This is a genomic window from Pedobacter sp. MR2016-19 (assembly GCF_014947265.1).
Taxonomy (GTDB): domain Bacteria; phylum Bacteroidota; class Bacteroidia; order Sphingobacteriales; family Sphingobacteriaceae; genus Pedobacter.
Window position 1 is genome coordinate 151,837 of sequence record NZ_JADCNK010000003.1, and the last position, 20,650, is coordinate 172,486.

Consider the following 20,650-nt stretch of genomic DNA (forward strand, 5'->3'; position numbering starts at 1 on the left):
AATTATGCAAAACAATCAAATAAAGGTGAGTCCAGATTTACAGCAGTTTATTGATAAGTTTGAACCCAGCAAATTTAAACTTATGTCGGGTGGGATTGAAATCAGGGGAATAAACGATATACATAGAAATGTTGCTCAAGCCAGAGAAATTATAGAAAGATTAAAACTTCGCTTAATCGTTTCGCATAATGCCGAAATGCTTAGTTATCGTGGTTTTGAAGTAAATAACCTTTAAGTTAAAAAAGCGAAGCGTGTGAAAGTAGAATTTCGGTTATTGATGAATACTTAATACCTGTTTCATATACTTATTGCATCAAAAGAAAGAAAAATATGCAATAATCTATATGAAATTATTGCGTATCTGCCAGGTTGATTGTGATTAACACTTCAAAATACTTGCCTTTTGTGCCGGAAGAGAGTTCTGCCTTTTCTGCATAGGTATGAAGCAACCTTTGCCGGATGTTTTCAAGGCCTGTATGAAACCCGGTATCATTAAGGCCCGTGTTAATCAGGTTACTTGTTTGAATGCTAAACAGTCCTTGCTGCAGTTTTACTATAATTTTTCCCGGATCTTCAGGTTGGCTGAGATTACCGTGTTTAACCATATTTTCGGTTAAACTAAGTAAAAGTAGCGGAATTATCTCTGTCGATTCGGTTTTCTGATCATAATTAAAATCTATAAATAAGTCGGGCTGCTTTATTCTGCTAAGCAGAAGTAGGTTTTCGACTTGACGGATCTCTGCTTCCAGTGGCATAATTTCCGGACCATGTTCGCATTCTAATGCGTAACGCATCAGCTTTGAAAGGTACCTTACTGCTTCTGCAGCCCGGGGTTCACTTTTATGTGTACTGTTATATATATAGGTTAAGGTATTGAACAAGAAATGCGGGTTTATTTGAGCTTTGAGATAGGCATTTTTAGCATTAGCCAGTTCAAGTGTTGTTTGCTTTTGCTTCAACATTTCTTCAATTGCTTCTTTTTCTAACTCTACCGTTCGCTGTTTTTGGTGGATATAACTTTTGATAAAATAATAAGCAGTTGCGAATAGTAGAAAATAGATGCCCCGCCATATCGTTACAACAATATATTTCCAGTCTATAATTGTCAATTTACCAACAGAGATCGTTACTGTTTTTGAAAGAGAATGGTCTGCAAGGTATGCGATAACGGTATGCAAAAACACTTCAAGTACTGTGAATATAATTATGCTTAAATAAACAGGTTTTTGTGGTTTCAAACTTTTTCCTAATACCAATTCGGCATGAATATAGAAGAGTGTTATATTGATAATATAGTGAATGCCATAGTCTAATACTGGAGCATTTATTTTAAGAATCAATGAGACCAGTACATATTCATAAATAATGAAAGTAGCCCATGAAATAATATGCCAGCGATAATTTTTCAGCAAGTTTTTCATTTTGTTTTTAAGTTAAAATTTGGTTTCACAACAGTCAACAATTGCTTTGCGTAATGTAGTCTTTTAGGGGTTTTGGTGGGGCTAATTTTCGTTTATGAAAAGAATTACAGACTTAAAATCGACCCGGAAAACTGCGTTTGTTTTCCGTTCACAAAAAGCAGCTAATATGCGCTTTCAAAAGAGTGATCCAACAACTAGTACAATTACAGCGATTACAACATTTACAACTCAATCAAATTTGCAAATGTCAATCCCTTAAACGTTTTGAGACAAGGGTTTGGTTTTCGATATAGTCCATAAATGCCTCTTTGTACTGTGGAGTCATGAGTACTTCGTACTTTCCAAGGTCGATTTTGTGCCCATTAATTTCCTTTACAAAGTTGGTGTTAATCATGTATGATTTGTGAACGCGGTAGAAGTGCTCATTTTCCCGAAGCTTTTCCTCCATCTCCTTTATGGTCATGTATACTGAATAATCATTTGTTGGTGTATAAATGTGTACATGGTTATTTGAGCCCTGGAGATAGATGATGTCTTTTTTGAGTACTTTGGTAAGTTTGCCGCGTTCGCCATTTGTGCGTAAGAAAAATGCTTCTTCATTTTCTTGTATAAGGCGCTGTGTATCATAACACTCTGAAAGTACCTCGTTAACTACTTCTGCAAAATCTCCCATGTTGAAAGGTTTTAACAGGTAATGTTTTGCCCTAACCTTAAAAGCATCCAATGCAAATTCTGGATAGGATGTAGTAAAAATAATGTTATGTGATTTATGCTTTAGATTATCAGCGAGTCGCAGGCCAGACATTGCTGGCATGTCAATATCCAAAAAGATTAGCTGTTTATTGCTTTCAGTACTGATTTCGCTTAAGGCTTCTATTGGTTTTGTAAAGATCCGATGTACTTTTAACCTTGGCATTTCTGCTATATGGTCTTGCAAAATATTAATTGCGGTAGGATCATCATCAATGATGATACATGAGATAGGATTTTTCATTAAGATAGATTTAAGTAGATAAAGGCAATTTAATAAATTATTCTTAAATGGAGTAATTGTGAGATTAAGAATTTGATACTAAAAAATCTTAATATGAATCAATTGTTCAGGGATGTTTTCATATGGAGATATTAAATAAATCAATAACATTTCCTGATCTTAAATAGGTTTTTTTGTGAAAATGACCTTAAGCATTACTGCCGGAATATAATCAGCCATAAAAGATTCGTTGGGCTATATGATGGGGAGAGAGGGAAAAAGACAAGGAAATCGGGCAACACCCCTATCTTGTCTTGTTATAAAATTTTAATCCTAAAGGTGTTTGTTTTGTTAAGGATCATTTCAATTAGAAATGACGATTGTTTCTGTGATTATTTAGAATAGAATCCCTTGCATAAAAAGATTAGGTTCGACTCCTGGTGGTTCATCGAATGGTTTATTGAGCCATTTTTGGAGGCTTATTTAAACAAAAAACATTTAGTCTGATGAAAGCCACCAGATTTGATAGTTGCCGATCGATGGTAGTATATTTTCTTTCAGAGAATCATACCGAAGATTGTCTTTAAAACGGTCTTCTATAATGACGCGCCCTTTCCGGCACCTATGAGCATCTTTATTGTCCGCTGTTTTCCAATCTGTTATATTCACATATACAGACAGGCTGCTTCCTTCAGTTACTCCTGGTTCCAGATTTGACACTATATCATGAATTTTGTGCTATTCCAGCCCGGCGCTAAAGTCTATTCCAAAATCAAAATCAAGAAGTGCTGTTGGATGGATTTTTAAACCTATAGCCAATCTCATTATTGTAATGAAGCTTGGACTGGTTTCTCCATTTTCATATTTAATAATATCTCCTGTATTAACCCCACTTCTTTTGTAAAATTCACGATAAGAAAGTTTCTGTTTCTTTTTTAAAGATTTTAAATGCTGACCGAATCTTTTCAGAACTATTTTTTCTTTCTCACTAATCATTTCATTACTAATAAAAATATAATCAGCAATGTCTTTTATATTTTATTTAAAATCGTCATGCAATTACTTGACATCAAGTTTTTTTATTTATATTTACATAATAAAAAATAATACAAGTAAAAGGTAAAATTAAGAGTCTTGCAACCTCAAATCTCATGCCGTTGGAGCAGGACAGCAGATTTTATCCCATTTCTTATATTGGAATTGCTATCTTTAGCTTTCTAAAATAAGAGTGGGCTTCTGCTGTAATTCCATTTCAACGTAAGGCGTGAGAAACATTATGAGGTTATGGTTTGGGAAGCCCACTTTTCCTATCTTCACCAAGACTCATACGATTATGAGCAAATAAGAAATAAATTGGATTAACAGGTTAGTACTTCGCGAGGTGAGTGTGCCCCAATATGTTATTTTAATTGTTTATCATTTTCAAGTATCCCTATACCAGTTCCTGTTAAGTTGTTTTGTATTGCCTTTGGCCAGGTAACAAAAAGGCAAGGCTCCCAACTGTAAGAGAAATTTTTCAACAATAAATTAAGCCCTGAAACCGACCGAAAGTTTTTGATATGACGATAATTTGGAGAGGTACTGTTTTTTTACATAATCTGTTTTTAAGGCCAAAGAAATGCATATTTATAAGTTTGTCAAGTTGCTGATGGTGCAATCCCTTGCAAACCCTTTATTTTTTTGTTTTCGGGGAATAAAAGCTTCAGATCTGTTATATTTGAGCCATGAAATAAAAATTAATTACATATTTGATATTGTAGCAATAGCTATTTTACTGTTTTAGAAAACCGCAAAACTTCAAAAGACACAGGAAAAAATAGATGGTTGCCTACGCTACGCGTGGGTGCCTGTTTATCTTGTGTCTGGGCATTTTGCGGTGCCTCTAAAGCGGATATCGGGTTAACCCACGCTTTTTATGGACAGTTTTTCCCAGTCAAATCACTTTCTCCTCAATCTGCCAATCGCAGAACTTCCACTATCCGAGAATTTTAAGCTTAGAAGTAAACTAATGGGTTTTTTTACACTTCAGGATATTCTTGGAACCCAGCAAAAGGAATTACATGAACTGGATGACTATTCAGAGCACTGGTACTTTGAATTTGTTGATTTTTTACGCAGGAAAGATTTGTTAAATCTTCTTGGTTAGCATTTTTCTTGGGCAATGGCCAGCATGGCGACAATCTTATCGATCACTTTTTCAACATCCTTTCCAATATTCCCATAGTAAGCATTTTTAAAGCTTTTTTCTGATATAGTATCTTGTTCTACAGTACTATAATGTTTCGTAATGTATTGATGAAGTGACTTGGGGCTCTGTGTTTTGATGATGCCGGCCTCAACCTGTAGGTGGATGAATATTGCAAGTTGTCTTACCGTAAAGGTTACTTTAAAATTGCTATCTAAAATGCCTCCGCCACTCAGGTCTTCAGCTATGGTGTCTATTGATTTGAGGTAGCTGATTTCACTTTCAATATACCTTAGTAATGATTCGTCAATATTGGACAAATTTCTATTATATGGTATGCTTATGGTTTTAAAAACCTGCACAATGAGCTTTTTAAAGAAATGAATTAATCTATATTGCTCGCTAATGCTTTCGCATTTTTGAAGTTCTTGATTAAAATGGCTGCAGCAGGAATGATAAAAATATGGATGATTAAAATTTAAGGAGACGAGCAGTAGAATAATCCCTGGCATCGCTAAAGAAGGTACGAATTTATTCAATGCTATTTCAAGCGACTCAAAAAAATCATGTAAATATATAACCTGTTCAAAAGTGAAACGGCTTGGCCCGCTATTGAGGTGTTCAAAGATATACTTAAAAAAGATGATGGTTTCATTATCGGCATGCAGTTCTTCAAGGTTTTTCAGGATCTTGCTGGAATTTTCTGCAATATTTACTAACAGTTGTTTTTGGGTAGTTATGGAAACAGCGCAATCATAGTCAAAATAATAGGGCAAATACTGCTGAAGATCCAAAACCATTTTGTTAAGTAGATTTACTAAGCTACTAATTCCCTCATTTTTGTTTTTTTGACAGGCGTTAAGGTTATCCTCATCCACCATGGCTGCTAACTCATCCATTAATTGTATTAACCCGCGTTGATGTTGTCTGATATAGGCCTTTGATCTATCAGGCGCTATTTGTGTTACATTATGCTGAATGGAACTAATTATTCGTTTACTTTCCTTTAAAATTTCATTTTCAAGTTCCTTACTTGCGCATTGATATGCTGCTCCCACTTTAATGGCATCTAAAATTATTTCCCTGAAGCTGATAAGTTCGTACATCATTTTGCCTGGTAGCCAATTACTTAATTCTAGGTTTTTAATTTTTCCTTTTTGCATTAACGTGGTAAAACGAGGCGTTAACGTGGTGAAACTTGATTTTAGCAAGGTTTGACAGGTACTAGTATGTCATTGATTTTAGTCAGCTAGGCTATTCAATGATATTCATATAGATGCAGTGGGGCGAATTAATAAATCATTAATCTGGATATCGACGATCATCCACATGAAGACAAATATTATTTGCAAAGGAAAATGTTACCCATGCCGTAAGATTGATGAAAGCAAAAAGGCAATGTGAATTTGTGCTAAAATACCAACGCTGTTAAAAGGGTATTTAGGAAATAAAGAATGGAATAGTAGAAGATAGATGTCAATAACTCATTTTTTTGAGTGCATTTAATTCTATGTTGTTCTAACTATTTTAAGTGGTTTTCAATTGCGCCTGAGATCTGGTTGATCTCGGCCACAGCTAGAGAGAGATGATGACCTTTTTCTGTCAATTTAGATGGTACTAGTTCCCCAGGCTCGATCTCTTCTGCTTTTAGTAAGATCCAGTCAGATTCCTGTTTTTTTATTGCTCCTAAAAGATCTCCTAAATAAACAATCTTAAAATAATCAGCTTTTGGGGTAATGGTTAGGGTGATCGCTTGATCATTATGTTCTATTTCAATATTAAATGCTGTCATGATCTCAAAACCACTGCAGACCGCTTATTGTTTTGCTAAATGGAGTAGTTATCAGATTAACTCCAATGCAGAGAAGTGAGTGAATAGCCGGAATAAAACTCTTTTCATTCTGCTTTTGCTATTATTTAGGCTTATTGCGTATCAATTACATAGAATATACAACATTAACTGTATTCTTAAATGTTTAAACCGATTAATTGTTTAAATCGAACCTGTACTCGACAATTAATCGGTTTAAATAATTTATACAATTAACCTACTCTTCCCGGATATTGTTTCAATGCTACTTCCAGACAATCCATAGCTGCATTTAAATCATCGGTATTTAATACGTATGCCATACGAACTTCGTTTTTACCAGAACCAGGGGTAGAGTAGAAGCCCGTTGCAGGGGCCATCATTACCGTTTGGTCATTATGACTGAAATCTTCTAAAATCCACTGACAAAATTTATCAGCATCATCAATAGGAAATTTTGCCACTACGTAAAATGCTCCGCCCGGATTTGGACAGAAAACACCTTCAATATTATTTAACCGACCAACCAAAGTATCACGGCGTAAAGTATATTCGGTATTTACTTTTTCAAAATAACTATCTGGCGTATCTACTGCTGCTGCACCAGCAATCTGTTCAACCATGCCCGGACTTAATCTTGCCTGCGCAAATTTTAATCCTGATGAAATAACTTCTTTGTTTTTGGTAATTAAACAGCCTAAACGTGCGCCACAAGCACTGTAACGTTTAGATACCGTATCCATAATGACCACGTTTTCATCTAAACCATCTAAATGCATGGGCGAGATAAATTCCCTTCCATCGTAACAAAATTCGCGATAAGCTTCATCAGAGAATAAAAATAGATCGTATTTAACACAAAGTGTTTTTAAAGCCTCTAATTCTGCCCTTGAATATAAATAACCAGTTGGGTTATTAGGGTTACAGATAATAATCGCTTTGGTCTTTTCAGTGATCAATTTTTCAAATTCGGCAATCGGTGGTAATGCAAAACCATTTTCAATGTAAGAAAGGATTGGTTTTACGACCACGTTGCTCATACAGGCAAAGCCATTGTAATTGGCATAAAAAGGTTCTGGGATAATAATTTCATCACCCTCGTTTACGCAGGTTTGCATGGCAATGGTGATGGCTTCAGAGCCGCCAACTGTTACCAGTATATTTTCGGGAGTAATATTGTATCCCAGTTTATTGTAATATTCGGTAAGTTTTAAACGGTATGCAAGTGTACCTTCTGATGGAGTATAGGCCCAAACATTAAAATCAATGTTTTTGATGGCGTTTAACATTCCTTCAGGTGTTTCTATATCTGGCTGACCAATATTTAAATGGAAAACTTTTTTACCATCTTTTTTAGCTTGATCTGCAAATGGAGTTAACTTTCTGATTGGTGATGCAGGCATCTGCACACCCTTTTGTGAAATTTTTGGCATGGCACAAAAATAAAAAAGTCCCGATGAAAATCGGGACTTTTTAAATATTATCGTTTAAAAAATTATTTTGAACTTGCGGCAACTGTTTCACCTTTGATGTAAAGCACTTTAATTGGTGTTTTAGCATTTGAAGTAATGGTTACGGCTTTCGAAAAAGTAGAAGGACCGGCAGCAGCGTTAAACGTTACCGAGATCACACCGGTTTCACCTTTTTTTAATGGGGTAGAAGTGTATTTAGGTACTGTACATCCACAGCTGGCTTCAGCTTTGGTGATAATTAAAGGCGCTTCGCCAACGTTGGTATATTTAAAATCGTAAGTTACTGGTTTGTTCAAAACAATTTTACCGAAATCGTGAGTTTCCGATTCAAATTTAAACTCTGCAGGCTTGGTTTGTGCATTTACTGCAACACCAAAACCTAAAACAAAAGCGAATAATACTAAGATCTTTTTCATGTTATGTGGCTATAATTTATTTTTTAAAATTCTAAAACAAATTTAATGTTTTCCTATTAAAACAAAAACTATTCCAAATATATTTTACTAATCGATATATAATTTTACAATAGAGGATAAAGGCAAACTTTTAATTTTGTCTATATTTGCCGTAACCAATCTTTGATTACTATGCCGAATGAAAAATTGATGACCAACGCTATTGATGCTTCAGAACTCAGTTTTAACGATTTTAAATCGATCGTTATAAATGACTATAAAATAGCCTTTGAAAGTAGGCAGGCCAGTGTTTTAGGCCGTAGAGAAGTATTAACAGGGAAGGCTAAATTTGGCATTTTTGGCGATGGTAAAGAAGTTCCGCAGTTGGCTATGGCGAGAGCCTTTAAAAACGGCGATTGGCGCTCAGGTTATTACCGCGACCAAACTTTTGCCTTTGCAACCGGTATCTCTACCATCAAAGAATTTTTCGCACAGCTTTATGCCAATCCAACCGACGGTGCTGATCCGTTTTCGGGGGGAAGACAAATGAATTGTCATTTTGCAACAAAATCTATTAATGAAGATGGTAGCTGGAACGATTTAACGCAGATTAAAAACTGCTCATCTGATATTTCTCCAACCGGAGGCCAAATGGCCCGTTTGGTAGGTTTAGCTTATGCTTCTAAATTATTTAGACAAAATAAAGAACTCGATTACTTAAAACACTTTTCTGTAAGCGGAAATGAAGTTGCTTTTGGTACTATTGGTAATGCATCAACTTCGGAGGGAGTGTTTTTCGAAGCCATTAATGCGGCGGGTGTTTTACAGATACCGATGGCCGTTTCTATTTGGGATGATGCCTATGGTATCTCAGTTCCGGCAAAATATCAGACTACCAAAGAAGATATATCTGAAGTTTTAAAAGGTTTTCAGCGTAATGCTGATCAACCAGGTTATGAAATTTATAAGGTGAAAGGCTGGGATTATCCGGCTTTATGCGAGGTATATGAAAAAGCAATAAATGTTTGCAGAGAGGAACATGTACCTGTTTTAATTCACGTTACCGAACTTACTCAGCCTCAGGGGCATTCTACCTCTGGTTCGCATGAAAGGTACAAATCAAAAGACCGGTTATCCTGGGAAACAGAATACGATTGTATTCAGAAAATGCGAGCCTGGATGCTCGAATCGGCGGTAGCAACCGAAGAGGAAATTGCAGAGGTTGAAAAGAATGCAAAGGTTTTTGTACGTAATGCACAAAAGGAAGCCTGGAATGAGTTTTTGGATAGTATTAAACCAGAACAAAAACAAGTTGTTGATTTAATTAGCGGTATGGCTAAACATCAGCCTGAACTGGCTAAAATTGCTGCAAATCTGGCCTCAACTGCTGATGCACAACGTCGGGAAGTTTTTACTGCTGTACGAAAAGCTATACGTTTATCGGCTAGTTTTAACTCCCCTGAACGCAATGAACTTTTAGCCTGGTACAAGCAACAAGCCAAGTTTAATCACGACAGATACAATTCTAAACTGCATACCAATGGCAAAGAAAGCCCGGATATGATCGCAGTGGTTGATGCTGTTTATAATGAGCAATCGAAAATGGTTGACGGTAGGGAAGTGCTTAATGCCTGCTTTAACGAAAACTTTGCCCGCGATCCACGTTTGGTTGCTTTTGGAGAAGATCTGGGAAATATTGGTGATGTAAATCAAGGTTTTGCAGGTTTGCAGGCTAAATATGGCGAATTGCGAATCACCGATACCGGAATTAGAGAAATGACCATTATGGGGCAGGGTATTGGCTTAGCCATGAGGGGCCTAAAACCGATTGCCGAAATACAATATCTTGATTATTTAATTTTTGCATTAAATGTACTTAGCGACGATTTAGCATCGCTTTCTTACCGTACCAAAGGAATTCAAAAAGCACCTGTTATTGTACGTACCCGCGGTCATCGGCTGGAAGGAATCTGGCATTCGGGCTCGCCAATCAGCATGATTTTAGGCGCTTTAAGAGGGATGCATTTATGCGTACCAAGAAATATGACGCAAGCTGCCGGCATGTACAATACCCTTTTCAGGGCTGACGAACCTGCAGTAGTAATTGAGTGTTTAAACGGTTACCGGCTTAAAGAAAAACTACCAGGTAATGTAGGTAATTTTACTGTTCCGTTAGGTAAAGCAGAGGTTTTAGAAGAAGGAACCGATATTACCGTAATCTCTTACGGATCTTCATTAAGAATTGTTCAGGAAGCAGCAGAAGAATTAGGCTTACTAGGCATTTCGGTTGAAATTATTGATCCACAAACGCTTTTGCCTTTCGATACCACCCAGGTTTGTGTAAACTCGCTTGCCAAAACCAATAAATTATTGGTAGTAGATGAGGATGTTCCGGGAGGTGCATCTGCATATATCCTGCAAAAGGTTCTGGAAGAACAAAAAGGTTATTTCCATTTAGATGGCCAGCCAAAAACATTATCAGCCAAAGCACATCGTCCACCATTTGGATCAGACGGTGATTATTTCAGTAAACCATCAGTTGATGATGTTATTGAAACCATCTATCAGATGATGCACGATGCAAATCCAACTAAATATCCTTCAATTTTTTAATAAACTGATGGTTAGGTATAAATTTAAAGGGTTAAAAGTCTGTTTATTATCTTTTTATGCTTGAATGATTGTGATTTTTATCAAAAGGTAACAAAATGGGTGTCTTTTGACCACTTTTTTATTTACTTTTATAGCCTATCCCTATTTCAGAATGTTTTATCTCATCACGAACATGAAATGCTGTAATTTTCGAGATTTTTTGTGCTATTTTCCGATAAAACAAATTATTAGTTTGATCTGAAAATGAATCTCCATCTTGTACATGCTCAGTTTGTTAGCAAAGTATGTTTTTTGAAAAAAAGTATGCTGCTCCTACTTTTTTTGTTTTTATGTACGGCAGGTTTTGGTCAGATGAGTGCCCCGCAGAAAAAACTGGATAGCCTTTTAAGTTTAAATCAAAAGAATCTAAGAACAGATTCCACCAAAATCAAAATATTGACGGAAGTTTACCGCCAATACATGAGGATGAAAAGTGTAGATAAAGCGGAAGAGTATATTGATAAAACCATTCAGCTTTCACATGAGAGAAATCTAAAAAAATTCTCTGCAATGGCTTATTACCGTAGAGGTACAATGTATCATGGTAGGTCTAATTATCAAAAGGCAGAAGAGAATTATCACAATGCAGTCGCCGAATTTTCCTCAGTAGGTAACTTAGATATGGTTGCCGGAACTTACCTCAATTTAGGGGCTTTATATGGCAGCATTCCTGATTATGCAAAATCGTTAGAAGTTAACCAAAAGGCCATAGCGATCTTCGAAAAAATGGGCAACGAAGGCGACATGGCAAGTTGTTACACCAATATTTCTACTATTTACCAAAGTTTGGGTAATCAGAGTCAGGCCTTGGTTTATATGAACATGGCACTAAAAGTATTTGCTAAAGCGGGCGAAAATACAAGAGGCGTAGCGGTTGTTTATGGTTTGATTGGTACCAATTATTTTGAGGCCTCAGATCGCGAATTAAGGGAGATGAATGTATTGCCTAACCAGAAAATCAAACTGGCTTTAGCGTATTACAATAAATCGTTGCGGGTATCAGAAGCCATTGGAGATATAGGTTTAATAGCCACTGTTAAACGAGAACTTGCTGACTTATATAGTTCAATAGGACAAAAGGACGCAGCGTTAAAGTCGTATCAAAAATCAATTGAGTTAAATAAGTCGGGAGAAGATAAAGAAGCTTATGCCGCAAGTTTATATGCATTGGGGAACTTTTACCAAAAGGAAAATGATTTTGAAAATGCCATCCTATTACTCAATAATAGTTTAAAAATTGCCGAAGAAAACAGATTATTAGATATAGAAAAACAATCTAATTTGGGATTGAGTACGGTATATGAAAAACAAAAGGATTATAACAAATCATTAGCCTACTACAGGCAGTACATTGCAGTTAGGGATAAGATTTTCGATCAGGAAAAGGAAAAGGAAATTACCAGAAGGCAGATGCAGCTCGATTTTGGTGTTAAAGAACGCGATTATTTATTGAAGCAAAAACTTACAGATGGCGAGTTAAAAAGACAACAACAAGAACTTGAACTGAAAAGGCAACAATTAGTGTTGAGTGATAAAGAAAAAGCATTGGATCTCCTAACTTTTCAAAAGGCAAAAGCAGATCTCAACATTCAGCGTTTGGCTCAGGATAGTAAATTTGCTAATGCTAAGTTTGAGGCAAAGTTAGCCGCCGGGATAAAAGATAAGCAGATTAGTAAACAGGTACAACAGATTAAATTTGATGAACGTTTAAGATTATTCCTCATCATAGCTACCATACTGATTCTCATTATTGCTGTTGTTATATTTTTTAATCAGCGGAAAACAATGAGGCTGAATATCATTATCAATACCCAAAAACGGGAGTTAGAGCAGTTAAGTAAGGTTAAAGACCGTATTTTTAGTGTGGTAAGTCACGATATGCGTACCCCAGTAAATTCATTAATTTCCTTTATGCAGTTGTTAGAAGGAGGGGATATTGAGCAAGAGAAATTAAACAGATATGCTGCGGCACTAAAAAACAACCTCACCTATACCTCTACAATGATGGAGAATCTCCTTAATTGGGCGGCCAGCCAGATGCAGGGGTTTAACCCGTATTTAGAATCGCTAGATATTCATGAGCTGATTGACGAAGTTATTCTTTCATTGCAGGATAATGCCAACGAAAAAAGCCTGGCTATTCAGAATTTTGTGCCAGCCAAAACGTTTTGCAAAGCAGATTCGAATATGTTAACGCTGGTTATTCGAAACATCATCAGTAATGCCATAAAATTTACGCCAAACGGTGGTAAAATTACAACTTATGCTGATCATAACGGAAATGTGCTGGAGATTAAAATTTCAGATACAGGGATCGGTTTAACACCTGTACAGGTAGAGCATTTTAATATGCCAGGCTATCTAGGTGCGGGTGTGAGTACATCAGGTACCAATAAAGAAAAAGGTACAGGTTTAGGTTTATTGCTCTGCAGAACCTTTATTAGCTTGATGGATGGTAAAATTAGCGCTGATATTAATCCTACAGGTGGAAGTTATTTTAAAATAATCATGAAAAAATAACTTATTTTAAAAATCTCGACAGAATTTTCTTGTCAATTGATCTTTCTAATAATTCCTGCCTGTTAGAAGCACTTATTGGAACCAAAAAGTTATGATCTAAATGAACCTCATGATTGGTTAAGGTTACGATGTGGTTTATATTAATGATGTATTGTTTGTGTACCCTTGAGAAAATTTTCGAAGGGAGTTGTTTTTCCAGATTTTTTAGGCTTACTAAAATAACATGTTTATCGATACTGGTAAACAGCTTTGAAAAATCACCCATACTTTCAATATAAATTACATCATTATATTTAAGCTTGGTTATGCCTTTAGTCTCTCTAAAAAAGAAATAATCGTCGTCTTTTTTATCTTCGTTGTTTAAGTTTTCGAAAGGAAGTTTATTTACTTGTTTCCTTAACTCAATATACTCGATCGCTTTGTTGGTGGCTTTTAATATACGTTCGAACGTTGCGGGCTTTACAATAAAATCCAATGCATCCAGATTAAAACTTTCTGCCGCGTACTCACTAAATGAAGTAATAAATATAAATAACGGTTGTTTTTTAATACTCTTTAATAAATCCATACCGGAAAGCTCTGGCATATCAATATCAGAATAAACAATATCCACAGAAACGGTTGATAAAATTTGCGAAGCTTCTATACCATTACTACACACAGCGATAATATTTAATGACGGGATTTTTTTTAGATGCATTTCTATGGCATCTCTTTCAATTTCATTATCATCAACAATTAAACAGCTGTACGTCATTTAGGAATGGGTTATTTTTACTTAATGTCCGTAATTTACGTTAAAAAGCGGATTATAATACAATCCAGGAATCATTTTGCAGATAAACGTAACATTAACTTTTATTTCTAGTGTTTCTTTTCACCAGTATATAGTTTTTCGCCAGCTTTTACAGCCAATTGCAGGTTGTTGTCTTCTGGCGGCACAGGACAACGGTATCCGTCACTATAAGCACAGTAAGGATTGTAGGCTTTATTAAAATCGATTTCAATGTGGTTATCTACGATTTCTTTTGCATCCAGATCAATGTATCTGCCACCGCCATAAGTTTCCTTATTGTTGGTTTTATCAGTAAAGGGCAGAAAAAGGTGATCTTTATAAACTGGGTTGGTCGATAAAGAAACACTTTTATATAAAGTCATTTGGATTTTTTTGCTATTAAGAACAAAGTTTACATGTGCATATTTATAATAATCGCTGCTGGAGCCATCGAAAGTAGACATTTTGAAAACTTTTTCATTCTTCAGTGTTTCTACATCCGCTAAGATTTTGTAAGTACTATCTGCCTCATAAAAATGAAGGTTTTGCAGGTCGTTTTTCCTGAGCGGCGACCGTTCGTCTTTAATGAAATCCTGTTTATAGATCTCACGATGTTTGGCAATCTGTTCAGCATAACTTTGCGCAAAGCTATTCATACTGATCAATAGCAATAAGAAGGTGATGGTTCTCATTTGCGAAAATTAAATAATACTTACTTTGTTTCTTAAAAACTGATCGGCTAAAACGAGTGCAGCCATTGCCTCAACAATTACTACTGCCCTGGGTACCACACAAGGGTCATGCCGGCCTTTCCCTTTAATCTCCGAAGCTTCGCCAGCTGCATTTATGGTTTGTTGGTTATGCATAATGGTTGCAACAGGCTTAAAAGCTACTTTGAAGGTAATATCCATCCCGTTAGAGATGCCGCCCAAAATGCCACCGGCATAATTGGTCGTTGTTTTAAAAACTTTCGAATCAGCAACTTTTGGCTGAGGGATGTCATTGTGCTGAGATCCTCTTAATTCACTTCCGGCAAAGCCAGAGCCATATTCAAAACCATGAACAGCATTAATGCTGAGCATAGCTTTCCCTAAATCGGCATGCAATTTATCAAAAACTGGTTCACCTAAACCCGCAGGGCAGCCTTTTATTATACAGCCTATTTTTCCGCCAACGGTGTCGCCATCTTTTCTAACCGAATCGATAAACTCAATCATTTCGTTTGCCGTTGCCGGATCAGCGCAGCGCACAATATTTTCTTCTCTAATTTGCAATAAAGCTGATAGATCATTGCCTTCCAAATTAGGAGCTTCTATTGTTCCTACTGAAGTTACGTGTGCGAAAATTTCAATGCCCTGTTGCTTTAAAAACAGTTTGGCAATTGCTCCGGCTGCTACACGGGCAGCAGTTTCGCGCGCAGAAGAACGGCCTCCGCCACGGTGATCGCGGATACCATATTTCGCATCATAAACATAGTCAGCGTGGCTGGGACGGTAAACATCAACATTGTGGCCATAGTCTTTTGAGCGTTGATCTTCGTTTGGAATCAGCAAGGCAATTGGTGTTCCGGTACTTTTTCCTTCAAATACACCCGACAAAACCTGAACCGTATCACTTTCTTTTCTTTGCGTGGTGATTTTGGATTGACCAGGTTTACGTTTGTCAAGTTCTGATTGGATAAAATCCATATCGATATCCAATTGCGCCGGACAGCCATCAATAATTACCCCGATGGCTACGCCATGAGATTCTCCAAAAGTGGTTATGCGAAATAGTTGTCCGAATGAGTTGCCTGCCATTATTTTTGATTGAATTATAGATTGATTAAATTATTGAATGGATTTTCACATCCAATCTCGATACTTGGTTCTTAATACTTGGTACTTACTTTATGCTAACATCAAATCCCGCTTTTTTCAAATCTTCCCAATAATAAGGATAAGATTTTTCTACTACCTGCATTTCTTCAATTTCAACTTCGTTGATCAATAATGCAAGTGGTGCAAATGCCATTGCCATACGGTGGTCCTCGTAGGTTGCAAAAGTAACCTTATCAGGAAAATGAAGGTTGTCTGTATTTAAAGTATAAACCAGATTATCTTCTGTAAAAGTAACGCCCATTTTAGCCAATTCATTCTGAAGGGCCGCAATACGGTCAGTTTCTTTTATTTTTAAGGTTTCTAAGCCAGTAAATGACATATTTTTGCCCAAGGCAGCCGCAATAACTACAATAGTTTGTGCTAAATCAGGACAGCTTTTTAAGTCTAAGACCTCTTTTGTATCTAAAGAAAGGCCTAAGTTGTTAATGGTAATTCCGTTATCAGTTTTGCTGGTAGCGATGCCAAATATCTTCATGATATTTTTGATCTGGCTATCACCCTGCAAACTTTTCTCTTTTAATGCAGGTAAACTAATTTCTGCTTCGTCTGCTAAAGCTGCAATGCTATACCAATACGATGCCGCGCTCCAGTCTGGCTCAACAACCAAAGTACCAGGTTTAAAAACCTGTGGTTTAATGGTAATTGAATTTTCGTTCCAGCTATGTTCAATGCCAACTTCAGCCAACATATCTAAAGTCATATCTACATATGGTTTAGAAGTAAGTTCGCCTTCGATTTCTAACGTTAAACCCTGAGGCAGGATAGGGGCAATCATCAGCAAGGCCGAAATATACTGACTGCTGATATCGCCTTTTATTTTAACTTCAGCAGTTTTTTGATTTAAAGGGCCTGTAATATTTAATGGTGGAAAACCATCTGATTCTGCATACGAAATATCAGCTCCGATCGTTCTCAATGCCTCAGCCAAAATCCCGATCGGACGTTGCTTCATTCTTTCGGTTCCTGTTAAAAGGAAATTCCCATTTTTAGCAGAAAGATAAGCTGATAAAAAGCGCATGGCAGTTCCGGCAGGACCAACATCTACCGTTTTTGATTCCTCAATTTCAACTTCTAATTCTTCTTCCAGATTATTCAGAATTCCATTTAACGTTACAGTATCGGCAGCATTGGAAAGGTTTTCAACTTTAATCAGTTTCTTGCTTAAAGCGCTAATAATCAAAGCTCTGTTGCATTCGCTTTTAGAGCCTGTTAATTGGATTTCCGTATTGATATTCTTGGTTCCTTTAAAAGAAACTAAGGCGTTTTTCGACATTTTATTCTGTTTTTATTCTTAAATGTAAGTGTCAGATGGAAACACCTGACACCACATTATATTTGTTTTTATATCACATTGAGTTAGTCGAAAACTATCATAAGTCCTTCGACAGGCTCAGGATGACACCACTGTTAAACTTAGCTTTAAGCTTTAGTCTTTCAGTTTTTACCTCAACTACGCTTTAACCTCAGTATGTTGCTCAGCCGCAATGCCTTTTTCGGCTTTACCAGCATTCATAATTTCAGTTTGTTTACGGATCGATTCACCGTGCATCAATTCTAAGAATTTCTCAGTAAAGTTCAGGTCTAATTTTAAGGCTTTTGCAAAAGCGTGACCTTTTTTAATGATGGCATCCCAACGGTTCACCTGTAAAATAGTTACCTGGTTATCACGTTTAAACTCGCCGATTTTCTCAACGATGGCCATACGTTCGCCTAATTTCTGTAATAAAATATCATCAATTTTATCGATTGATTTACGTAAGTCGGCTAATTTATCAGCGAAAGCTTCGTTTGGTGCTTCTGGTTCACGTACCGTTAAACGGTCTACCAATTCAGCTAAAGCAGCCGGTGTAACTTGTTGTTTAGCATCTGTCCAGGCAACTGAAGGATCTACGTGAGATTCGATCATTAAACCTTGCATGTCTAAATCCAAAGCTTTTTGAGAGATGTAAGGGATTAATTCACGGTTACCGCAAATGTGACTTGGATCGTTGATGATTGGTAATTCAGGACAAAGTGTTTTTAACTGAATAGCAAGTTCCCACATTGGTTCGTTACGGAATGAGCTTTTCTCGAATGAAGAGAAACCGCGGTGAATGGCACCGATCTTAGTAATTCCAGCGCCGTTGATCCGCTCAATTGCACCAATCCATAATTGTAAATCAGGGTTTACAGGGTTTTTAATTAATACCGGAACATCATGACCTTTTAAAGCATCAGCAATTTCCTGAACTGTGAATGGGTTTACCGTAGAACGTGCACCAATCCAAAGGATATCTACACCAGCTGCTAAAGCCTCTTCAACATGTTTTGCATTGGCAACCTCAACAGCCGTTGGCAAACCGGTTTCTGCTTTAGCACGTTTTAACCACTCTAAACCGATACTTCCGATACCTTCGAATTCTCCCGGACGGGTACGTGGTTTCCAGATACCAGCTCTCAATACCGATACTTTGCCGGTAGCAGCCAATAAATGTGCTGTGGTTAATAATTGTTCTTCAGTTTCTGCACTACAAGGACCAGAAATGATTAATGGTTCGTTGTTTACGTTTAACCAGGTGTTTAAAGGCTGAATGTTTAAATTAAGTTTCATGATGACGGGTTTGTTTAAAGTCCAGAGTCCCTAATCGGAAGTCCGGTTTATATTTTATATTGTTTAATTGTTATATTGTTGGATTGAATTGCCAACTGAAAATTGTTTACTGCTAGCTGTTTATACTTTATCGTTCTTCTGGTACTCTCCCAGGATATTAAAGTTCGATGTATATTTTAATGCCTTTCTAATGGCCTTATCATACTTTTCGGTACTCGGCCATTCTAAATCAACGTAAAAGTAATACTCGTTTCTTTTACCTAAAACAGGCATAGATTGTATTTTTGTTAAGCTTACCTCTTGTTCAGCAAAAATATTTAATACAGTTGCCAATGAGCCTGCTTTGTGCCCAACCTGAAAACAGATTGATGCTTTGTTTATTTTCTTTCCTTCGTCTGTTTTATCCTTCTTAAGGATCAGGAAACGGGTATAGTTTTTCTTGTTCGATTCTACACGGCGTTCTAAAATATTTAAGCCGTAAAGTTCGGCAGCTAAGCTGTTTGCAATGGCCATGGTATCTGTTAATTGCTCTTCCTGGATCCGTTTTGCGCAGGCAGCAGTATCGTTGCTTTCTACAATTTTAATGTGAGGATAATCGTAAAAGAAATCGATACACTGGCGGATGGCGATAGGGTGTGAGGTAACCACTTTAATATCCTCGAACTTTACGCCCGGTAACGCCATTAAGTGCAATTGGATAGCTAAGTAAACTTCGCCCACAACTGAAAAGCCGTAATCGCGGATCAAGGTATAGTTTGGTAATAAGCTACCCGCAATAGAGTTTTCGATAGCCATCACTACGAAATCGGCGTCGTTTTTCTCTAGCTTGTCGCAGGTTTCTTTAAAAGAATTACACTCAACAGTTTCAATGTCTTTACCAAAGAATTTGTATGCCGCTTCTTCGTGGAAAGATGCTTTAATACCCTGAATTGCTACTCGTTTTGTCGTTTCCATTTTGCGTTAAAACAAAAAAGTCCCGGCTGTTTGCCGGGACTTTTTTATACATTTTAATATTGTTATATATCTTTTTGCATATTAGCCCCGGCTCTTACTAAAATAGTAAAAGTAACCAAAGTAATATGTGTTTGTAATTTGCATTTCTTTTTTTTGTTGAGCCAAATGTAATAACAAAATTTAATTTGTCAATAGGAAAACGAAAATATTTTTAATAAAATTTAATTTTGTCTAAAATGATCTGTATCCTGGATTAGTCTTTTTATTTTTTGAAACAACTTAAAAACGGATTTTTATATGGTTAAGGTATTATTAACAACAGATAAAGAGGATAAACACAGATAAGTTGTCATGCTAGGGTACGAAGCATCTACCATTGATAGAATCAATAAAACCGTCGTCATCTCGACCGGAGCAAAGCGAAGTGGAGTGATCTATTCTGGCAGACTTCGTTTCGCAGAGCCTTCGGGTTCTCGACTGCGCTACAATCCGATAGCTAGCTATAGTGTCCGCTCAAAATGACGGTATCCCCGTGTCTGTCTGTAGCGTTGCAAAGGGCGCTACGGATTAATAATAGAAAAAAGTCAGTGACTCATTTAATTGAGTTTATACACTCAATTTATTCTTGTATCCATAGAGATGCTATGCTTAACGCTACGAACAGGGCAGGATAAAAATCCGGGCAGCCATTTATTGTTTCTTTAACCGGGCTGCTCCGACACAGTTATACACCAACAATACCTTAAGATAACTTTCCCTTTACCTTTTATTTAGCTATTGTTAGCCCGCCGATCTCAAGCGAGTCAAATCTTTGGTCTATCTGATCTCCAATGGGGGCATCACTCAACCAAAGCTAGGGTTAAGCAGTGCGCAAGCAGGTGTAAGGCAAGCCTGGCCGGAAGGTGGCATAAACGTGGGGTAAATGTGGCGTAAAGGTGGACTTGGAATATTTTTTTAGGGGATCTTTAATCAGACGGATTGATTTGGGTTATCATCGCTTTTGATTAACCTAATATAAAAAAT

Annotated in this window: 17 protein-coding genes; 4 read left to right on the top strand and 13 right to left on the bottom strand. The window is 36.7% G+C overall.

The window, feature by feature from the left end; all coding sequences use genetic code 11:
* The first annotated feature begins 4 nt into the window (after nucleotides 1–4).
* On the top strand, nucleotides 5–235 hold the full coding sequence (locus tag IM793_RS05415) for a hypothetical protein (RefSeq protein WP_132401341.1): 231 nt from the start codon (nucleotides 5–7) through the stop codon (nucleotides 233–235).
* A gap of 115 nt (nucleotides 236–350) precedes the next feature.
* Here IM793_RS05415 and IM793_RS05420 read toward each other — a convergent pair whose 3' ends face one another.
* The 3 genes from IM793_RS05420 to IM793_RS05430 form a co-directional block, all read right to left on the bottom strand.
* Complete coding sequence (locus IM793_RS05420; protein ID WP_193420087.1) at nucleotides 351–1,421, bottom strand: sensor histidine kinase; 1,071 nt, start codon at nucleotides 1,419–1,421, stop codon at nucleotides 351–353.
* Nucleotides 1,422–1,668: 247 nt separating this feature from the next.
* On the bottom strand, nucleotides 1,669–2,415 hold the full coding sequence (locus IM793_RS05425) for a LytTR family DNA-binding domain-containing protein (protein WP_193420088.1): 747 nt from the start codon (nucleotides 2,413–2,415) through the stop codon (nucleotides 1,669–1,671).
* A 717-nt stretch (nucleotides 2,416–3,132) separates the two neighbouring features.
* Nucleotides 3,133–3,390: a helix-turn-helix domain-containing protein gene (locus IM793_RS05430; RefSeq protein WP_193420089.1), complete on the bottom strand. Its 258-nt coding sequence runs from the start codon at nucleotides 3,388–3,390 to the stop codon at nucleotides 3,133–3,135.
* A 919-nt stretch (nucleotides 3,391–4,309) separates the two neighbouring features.
* Between IM793_RS05430 and IM793_RS05435 the strand changes: the two genes are divergently transcribed.
* Nucleotides 4,310–4,540: a hypothetical protein gene (locus IM793_RS05435; protein ID WP_193420090.1), complete on the top strand. Its 231-nt coding sequence runs from the start codon at nucleotides 4,310–4,312 to the stop codon at nucleotides 4,538–4,540.
* On the opposite strand, the gene IM793_RS05440 is transcribed toward IM793_RS05435, so the two are convergent.
* The 4 genes from IM793_RS05440 to IM793_RS05455 all read right to left on the bottom strand — a co-directional run bounded on the left by IM793_RS05440 (nucleotide 4,537) and on the right by IM793_RS05455 (nucleotide 8,277).
* Nucleotides 4,537–5,742, bottom strand: a complete 1,206-nt coding sequence (locus tag IM793_RS05440; RefSeq protein ID WP_193420091.1) for a hypothetical protein — start codon at nucleotides 5,740–5,742, stop codon at nucleotides 4,537–4,539. The two genes, IM793_RS05435 and IM793_RS05440, sit on opposite strands and share 4 nt — an antisense overlap.
* 359 nt (nucleotides 5,743–6,101) lie before the next feature.
* The gene (locus tag IM793_RS05445; protein ID WP_193420092.1) at nucleotides 6,102–6,371 is read right to left on the bottom strand and encodes a hypothetical protein; all 270 of its coding nucleotides are present in this window, start codon (nucleotides 6,369–6,371) and stop codon (nucleotides 6,102–6,104) included.
* Nucleotides 6,372–6,622: 251 nt separating this feature from the next.
* Nucleotides 6,623–7,822, bottom strand: coding sequence for a pyridoxal phosphate-dependent aminotransferase (locus tag IM793_RS05450; RefSeq protein ID WP_193420093.1), 1,200 nt, complete (start codon nucleotides 7,820–7,822; stop codon nucleotides 6,623–6,625).
* 62 nt (nucleotides 7,823–7,884) lie between these two features.
* A complete protein-coding gene (locus IM793_RS05455; RefSeq protein WP_121286611.1) occupies nucleotides 7,885–8,277 on the bottom strand; it encodes a DUF1573 domain-containing protein in 393 nt (130 codons plus the stop codon).
* 171 nt (nucleotides 8,278–8,448) lie between these two features.
* On the opposite strand from IM793_RS05455, the gene IM793_RS05460 reads away from it, so the two are divergent.
* Both IM793_RS05460 and IM793_RS05465 read left to right on the top strand, forming a co-directional pair.
* Nucleotides 8,449–10,869, top strand: a complete 2,421-nt coding sequence (locus IM793_RS05460; protein WP_193420094.1) for a thiamine pyrophosphate-dependent enzyme — start codon at nucleotides 8,449–8,451, stop codon at nucleotides 10,867–10,869.
* A gap of 303 nt (nucleotides 10,870–11,172) precedes the next feature.
* Nucleotides 11,173–13,428: a tetratricopeptide repeat protein gene (locus tag IM793_RS05465; protein WP_193420095.1), complete on the top strand. Its 2,256-nt coding sequence runs from the start codon at nucleotides 11,173–11,175 to the stop codon at nucleotides 13,426–13,428.
* Nucleotide 13,429: 1 nt separating this feature from the next.
* Here the strand turns inward: IM793_RS05465 and IM793_RS05470 are convergent, their stop codons facing one another.
* From IM793_RS05470 to IM793_RS05495, 6 genes are all read right to left on the bottom strand, one after another.
* On the bottom strand, nucleotides 13,430–14,185 hold the full coding sequence (locus tag IM793_RS05470; protein WP_193420096.1) for a LytTR family DNA-binding domain-containing protein: 756 nt from the start codon (nucleotides 14,183–14,185) through the stop codon (nucleotides 13,430–13,432).
* A gap of 107 nt (nucleotides 14,186–14,292) precedes the next feature.
* Nucleotides 14,293–14,895: a DUF1684 domain-containing protein gene (locus IM793_RS05475; RefSeq protein WP_193420097.1), complete on the bottom strand. Its 603-nt coding sequence runs from the start codon at nucleotides 14,893–14,895 to the stop codon at nucleotides 14,293–14,295.
* Nucleotides 14,896–14,904: 9 nt separating this feature from the next.
* On the bottom strand, nucleotides 14,905–16,002 hold the full coding sequence (gene aroC / locus IM793_RS05480) for a chorismate synthase (RefSeq protein ID WP_193420098.1): 1,098 nt from the start codon (nucleotides 16,000–16,002) through the stop codon (nucleotides 14,905–14,907).
* Nucleotides 16,003–16,087: 85 nt separating this feature from the next.
* Entirely contained in the window at nucleotides 16,088–17,356 is a 1,269-nt protein-coding gene (gene aroA, locus IM793_RS05485; RefSeq protein WP_193420099.1) for a 3-phosphoshikimate 1-carboxyvinyltransferase, read from the bottom strand.
* A gap of 177 nt (nucleotides 17,357–17,533) precedes the next feature.
* The gene (locus IM793_RS05490) at nucleotides 17,534–18,673 is read right to left on the bottom strand and encodes a chorismate mutase (protein WP_055907066.1); all 1,140 of its coding nucleotides are present in this window, start codon (nucleotides 18,671–18,673) and stop codon (nucleotides 17,534–17,536) included.
* Between the two features lie 120 nt (nucleotides 18,674–18,793).
* Nucleotides 18,794–19,627, bottom strand: coding sequence for a prephenate dehydratase (locus tag IM793_RS05495; RefSeq protein ID WP_132401299.1), 834 nt, complete (start codon nucleotides 19,625–19,627; stop codon nucleotides 18,794–18,796).
* Nucleotides 19,628–20,650: the final 1,023 nt, after the last annotated feature.

Bases quoted from the DNA above. Each gene is read 5' to 3' on its own strand.
- IM793_RS05490 (WP_055907066.1), bottom strand. From the start codon at position 18,673: ATGAAACTTAATTTAAACATTCAGCCTTTAAACACCTGGTTAAACGTA.
- IM793_RS05415 (WP_132401341.1), top strand. From the start codon at position 5: ATGCAAAACAATCAAATAAAGGTGAGTCCAGATTTACAGCAGTTTATT.
- IM793_RS05420 (WP_193420087.1), bottom strand. From the start codon at position 1,421: ATGAAAAACTTGCTGAAAAATTATCGCTGGCATATTATTTCATGGGCT.
- aroA (WP_193420099.1), bottom strand. From the start codon at position 17,356: ATGTCGAAAAACGCCTTAGTTTCTTTTAAAGGAACCAAGAATATCAAT.
- IM793_RS05470 (WP_193420096.1), bottom strand. From the start codon at position 14,185: ATGACGTACAGCTGTTTAATTGTTGATGATAATGAAATTGAAAGAGAT.
- IM793_RS05495 (WP_132401299.1), bottom strand. From the start codon at position 19,627: ATGGAAACGACAAAACGAGTAGCAATTCAGGGTATTAAAGCATCTTTC.
- IM793_RS05465 (WP_193420095.1), top strand. From the start codon at position 11,173: ATGCTGCTCCTACTTTTTTTGTTTTTATGTACGGCAGGTTTTGGTCAG.
- IM793_RS05425 (WP_193420088.1), bottom strand. From the start codon at position 2,415: ATGAAAAATCCTATCTCATGTATCATCATTGATGATGATCCTACCGCA.
- IM793_RS05460 (WP_193420094.1), top strand. From the start codon at position 8,449: ATGCCGAATGAAAAATTGATGACCAACGCTATTGATGCTTCAGAACTC.
- IM793_RS05455 (WP_121286611.1), bottom strand. From the start codon at position 8,277: ATGAAAAAGATCTTAGTATTATTCGCTTTTGTTTTAGGTTTTGGTGTT.
- IM793_RS05445 (WP_193420092.1), bottom strand. From the start codon at position 6,371: ATGACAGCATTTAATATTGAAATAGAACATAATGATCAAGCGATCACC.
- IM793_RS05475 (WP_193420097.1), bottom strand. From the start codon at position 14,895: ATGAGAACCATCACCTTCTTATTGCTATTGATCAGTATGAATAGCTTT.
- IM793_RS05450 (WP_193420093.1), bottom strand. From the start codon at position 7,822: ATGCCAAAAATTTCACAAAAGGGTGTGCAGATGCCTGCATCACCAATC.
- IM793_RS05430 (WP_193420089.1), bottom strand. From the start codon at position 3,390: ATGATTAGTGAGAAAGAAAAAATAGTTCTGAAAAGATTCGGTCAGCAT.
- IM793_RS05440 (WP_193420091.1), bottom strand. From the start codon at position 5,742: ATGCAAAAAGGAAAAATTAAAAACCTAGAATTAAGTAATTGGCTACCA.
- IM793_RS05435 (WP_193420090.1), top strand. From the start codon at position 4,310: ATGGACAGTTTTTCCCAGTCAAATCACTTTCTCCTCAATCTGCCAATC.
- aroC (WP_193420098.1), bottom strand. From the start codon at position 16,002: ATGGCAGGCAACTCATTCGGACAACTATTTCGCATAACCACTTTTGGA.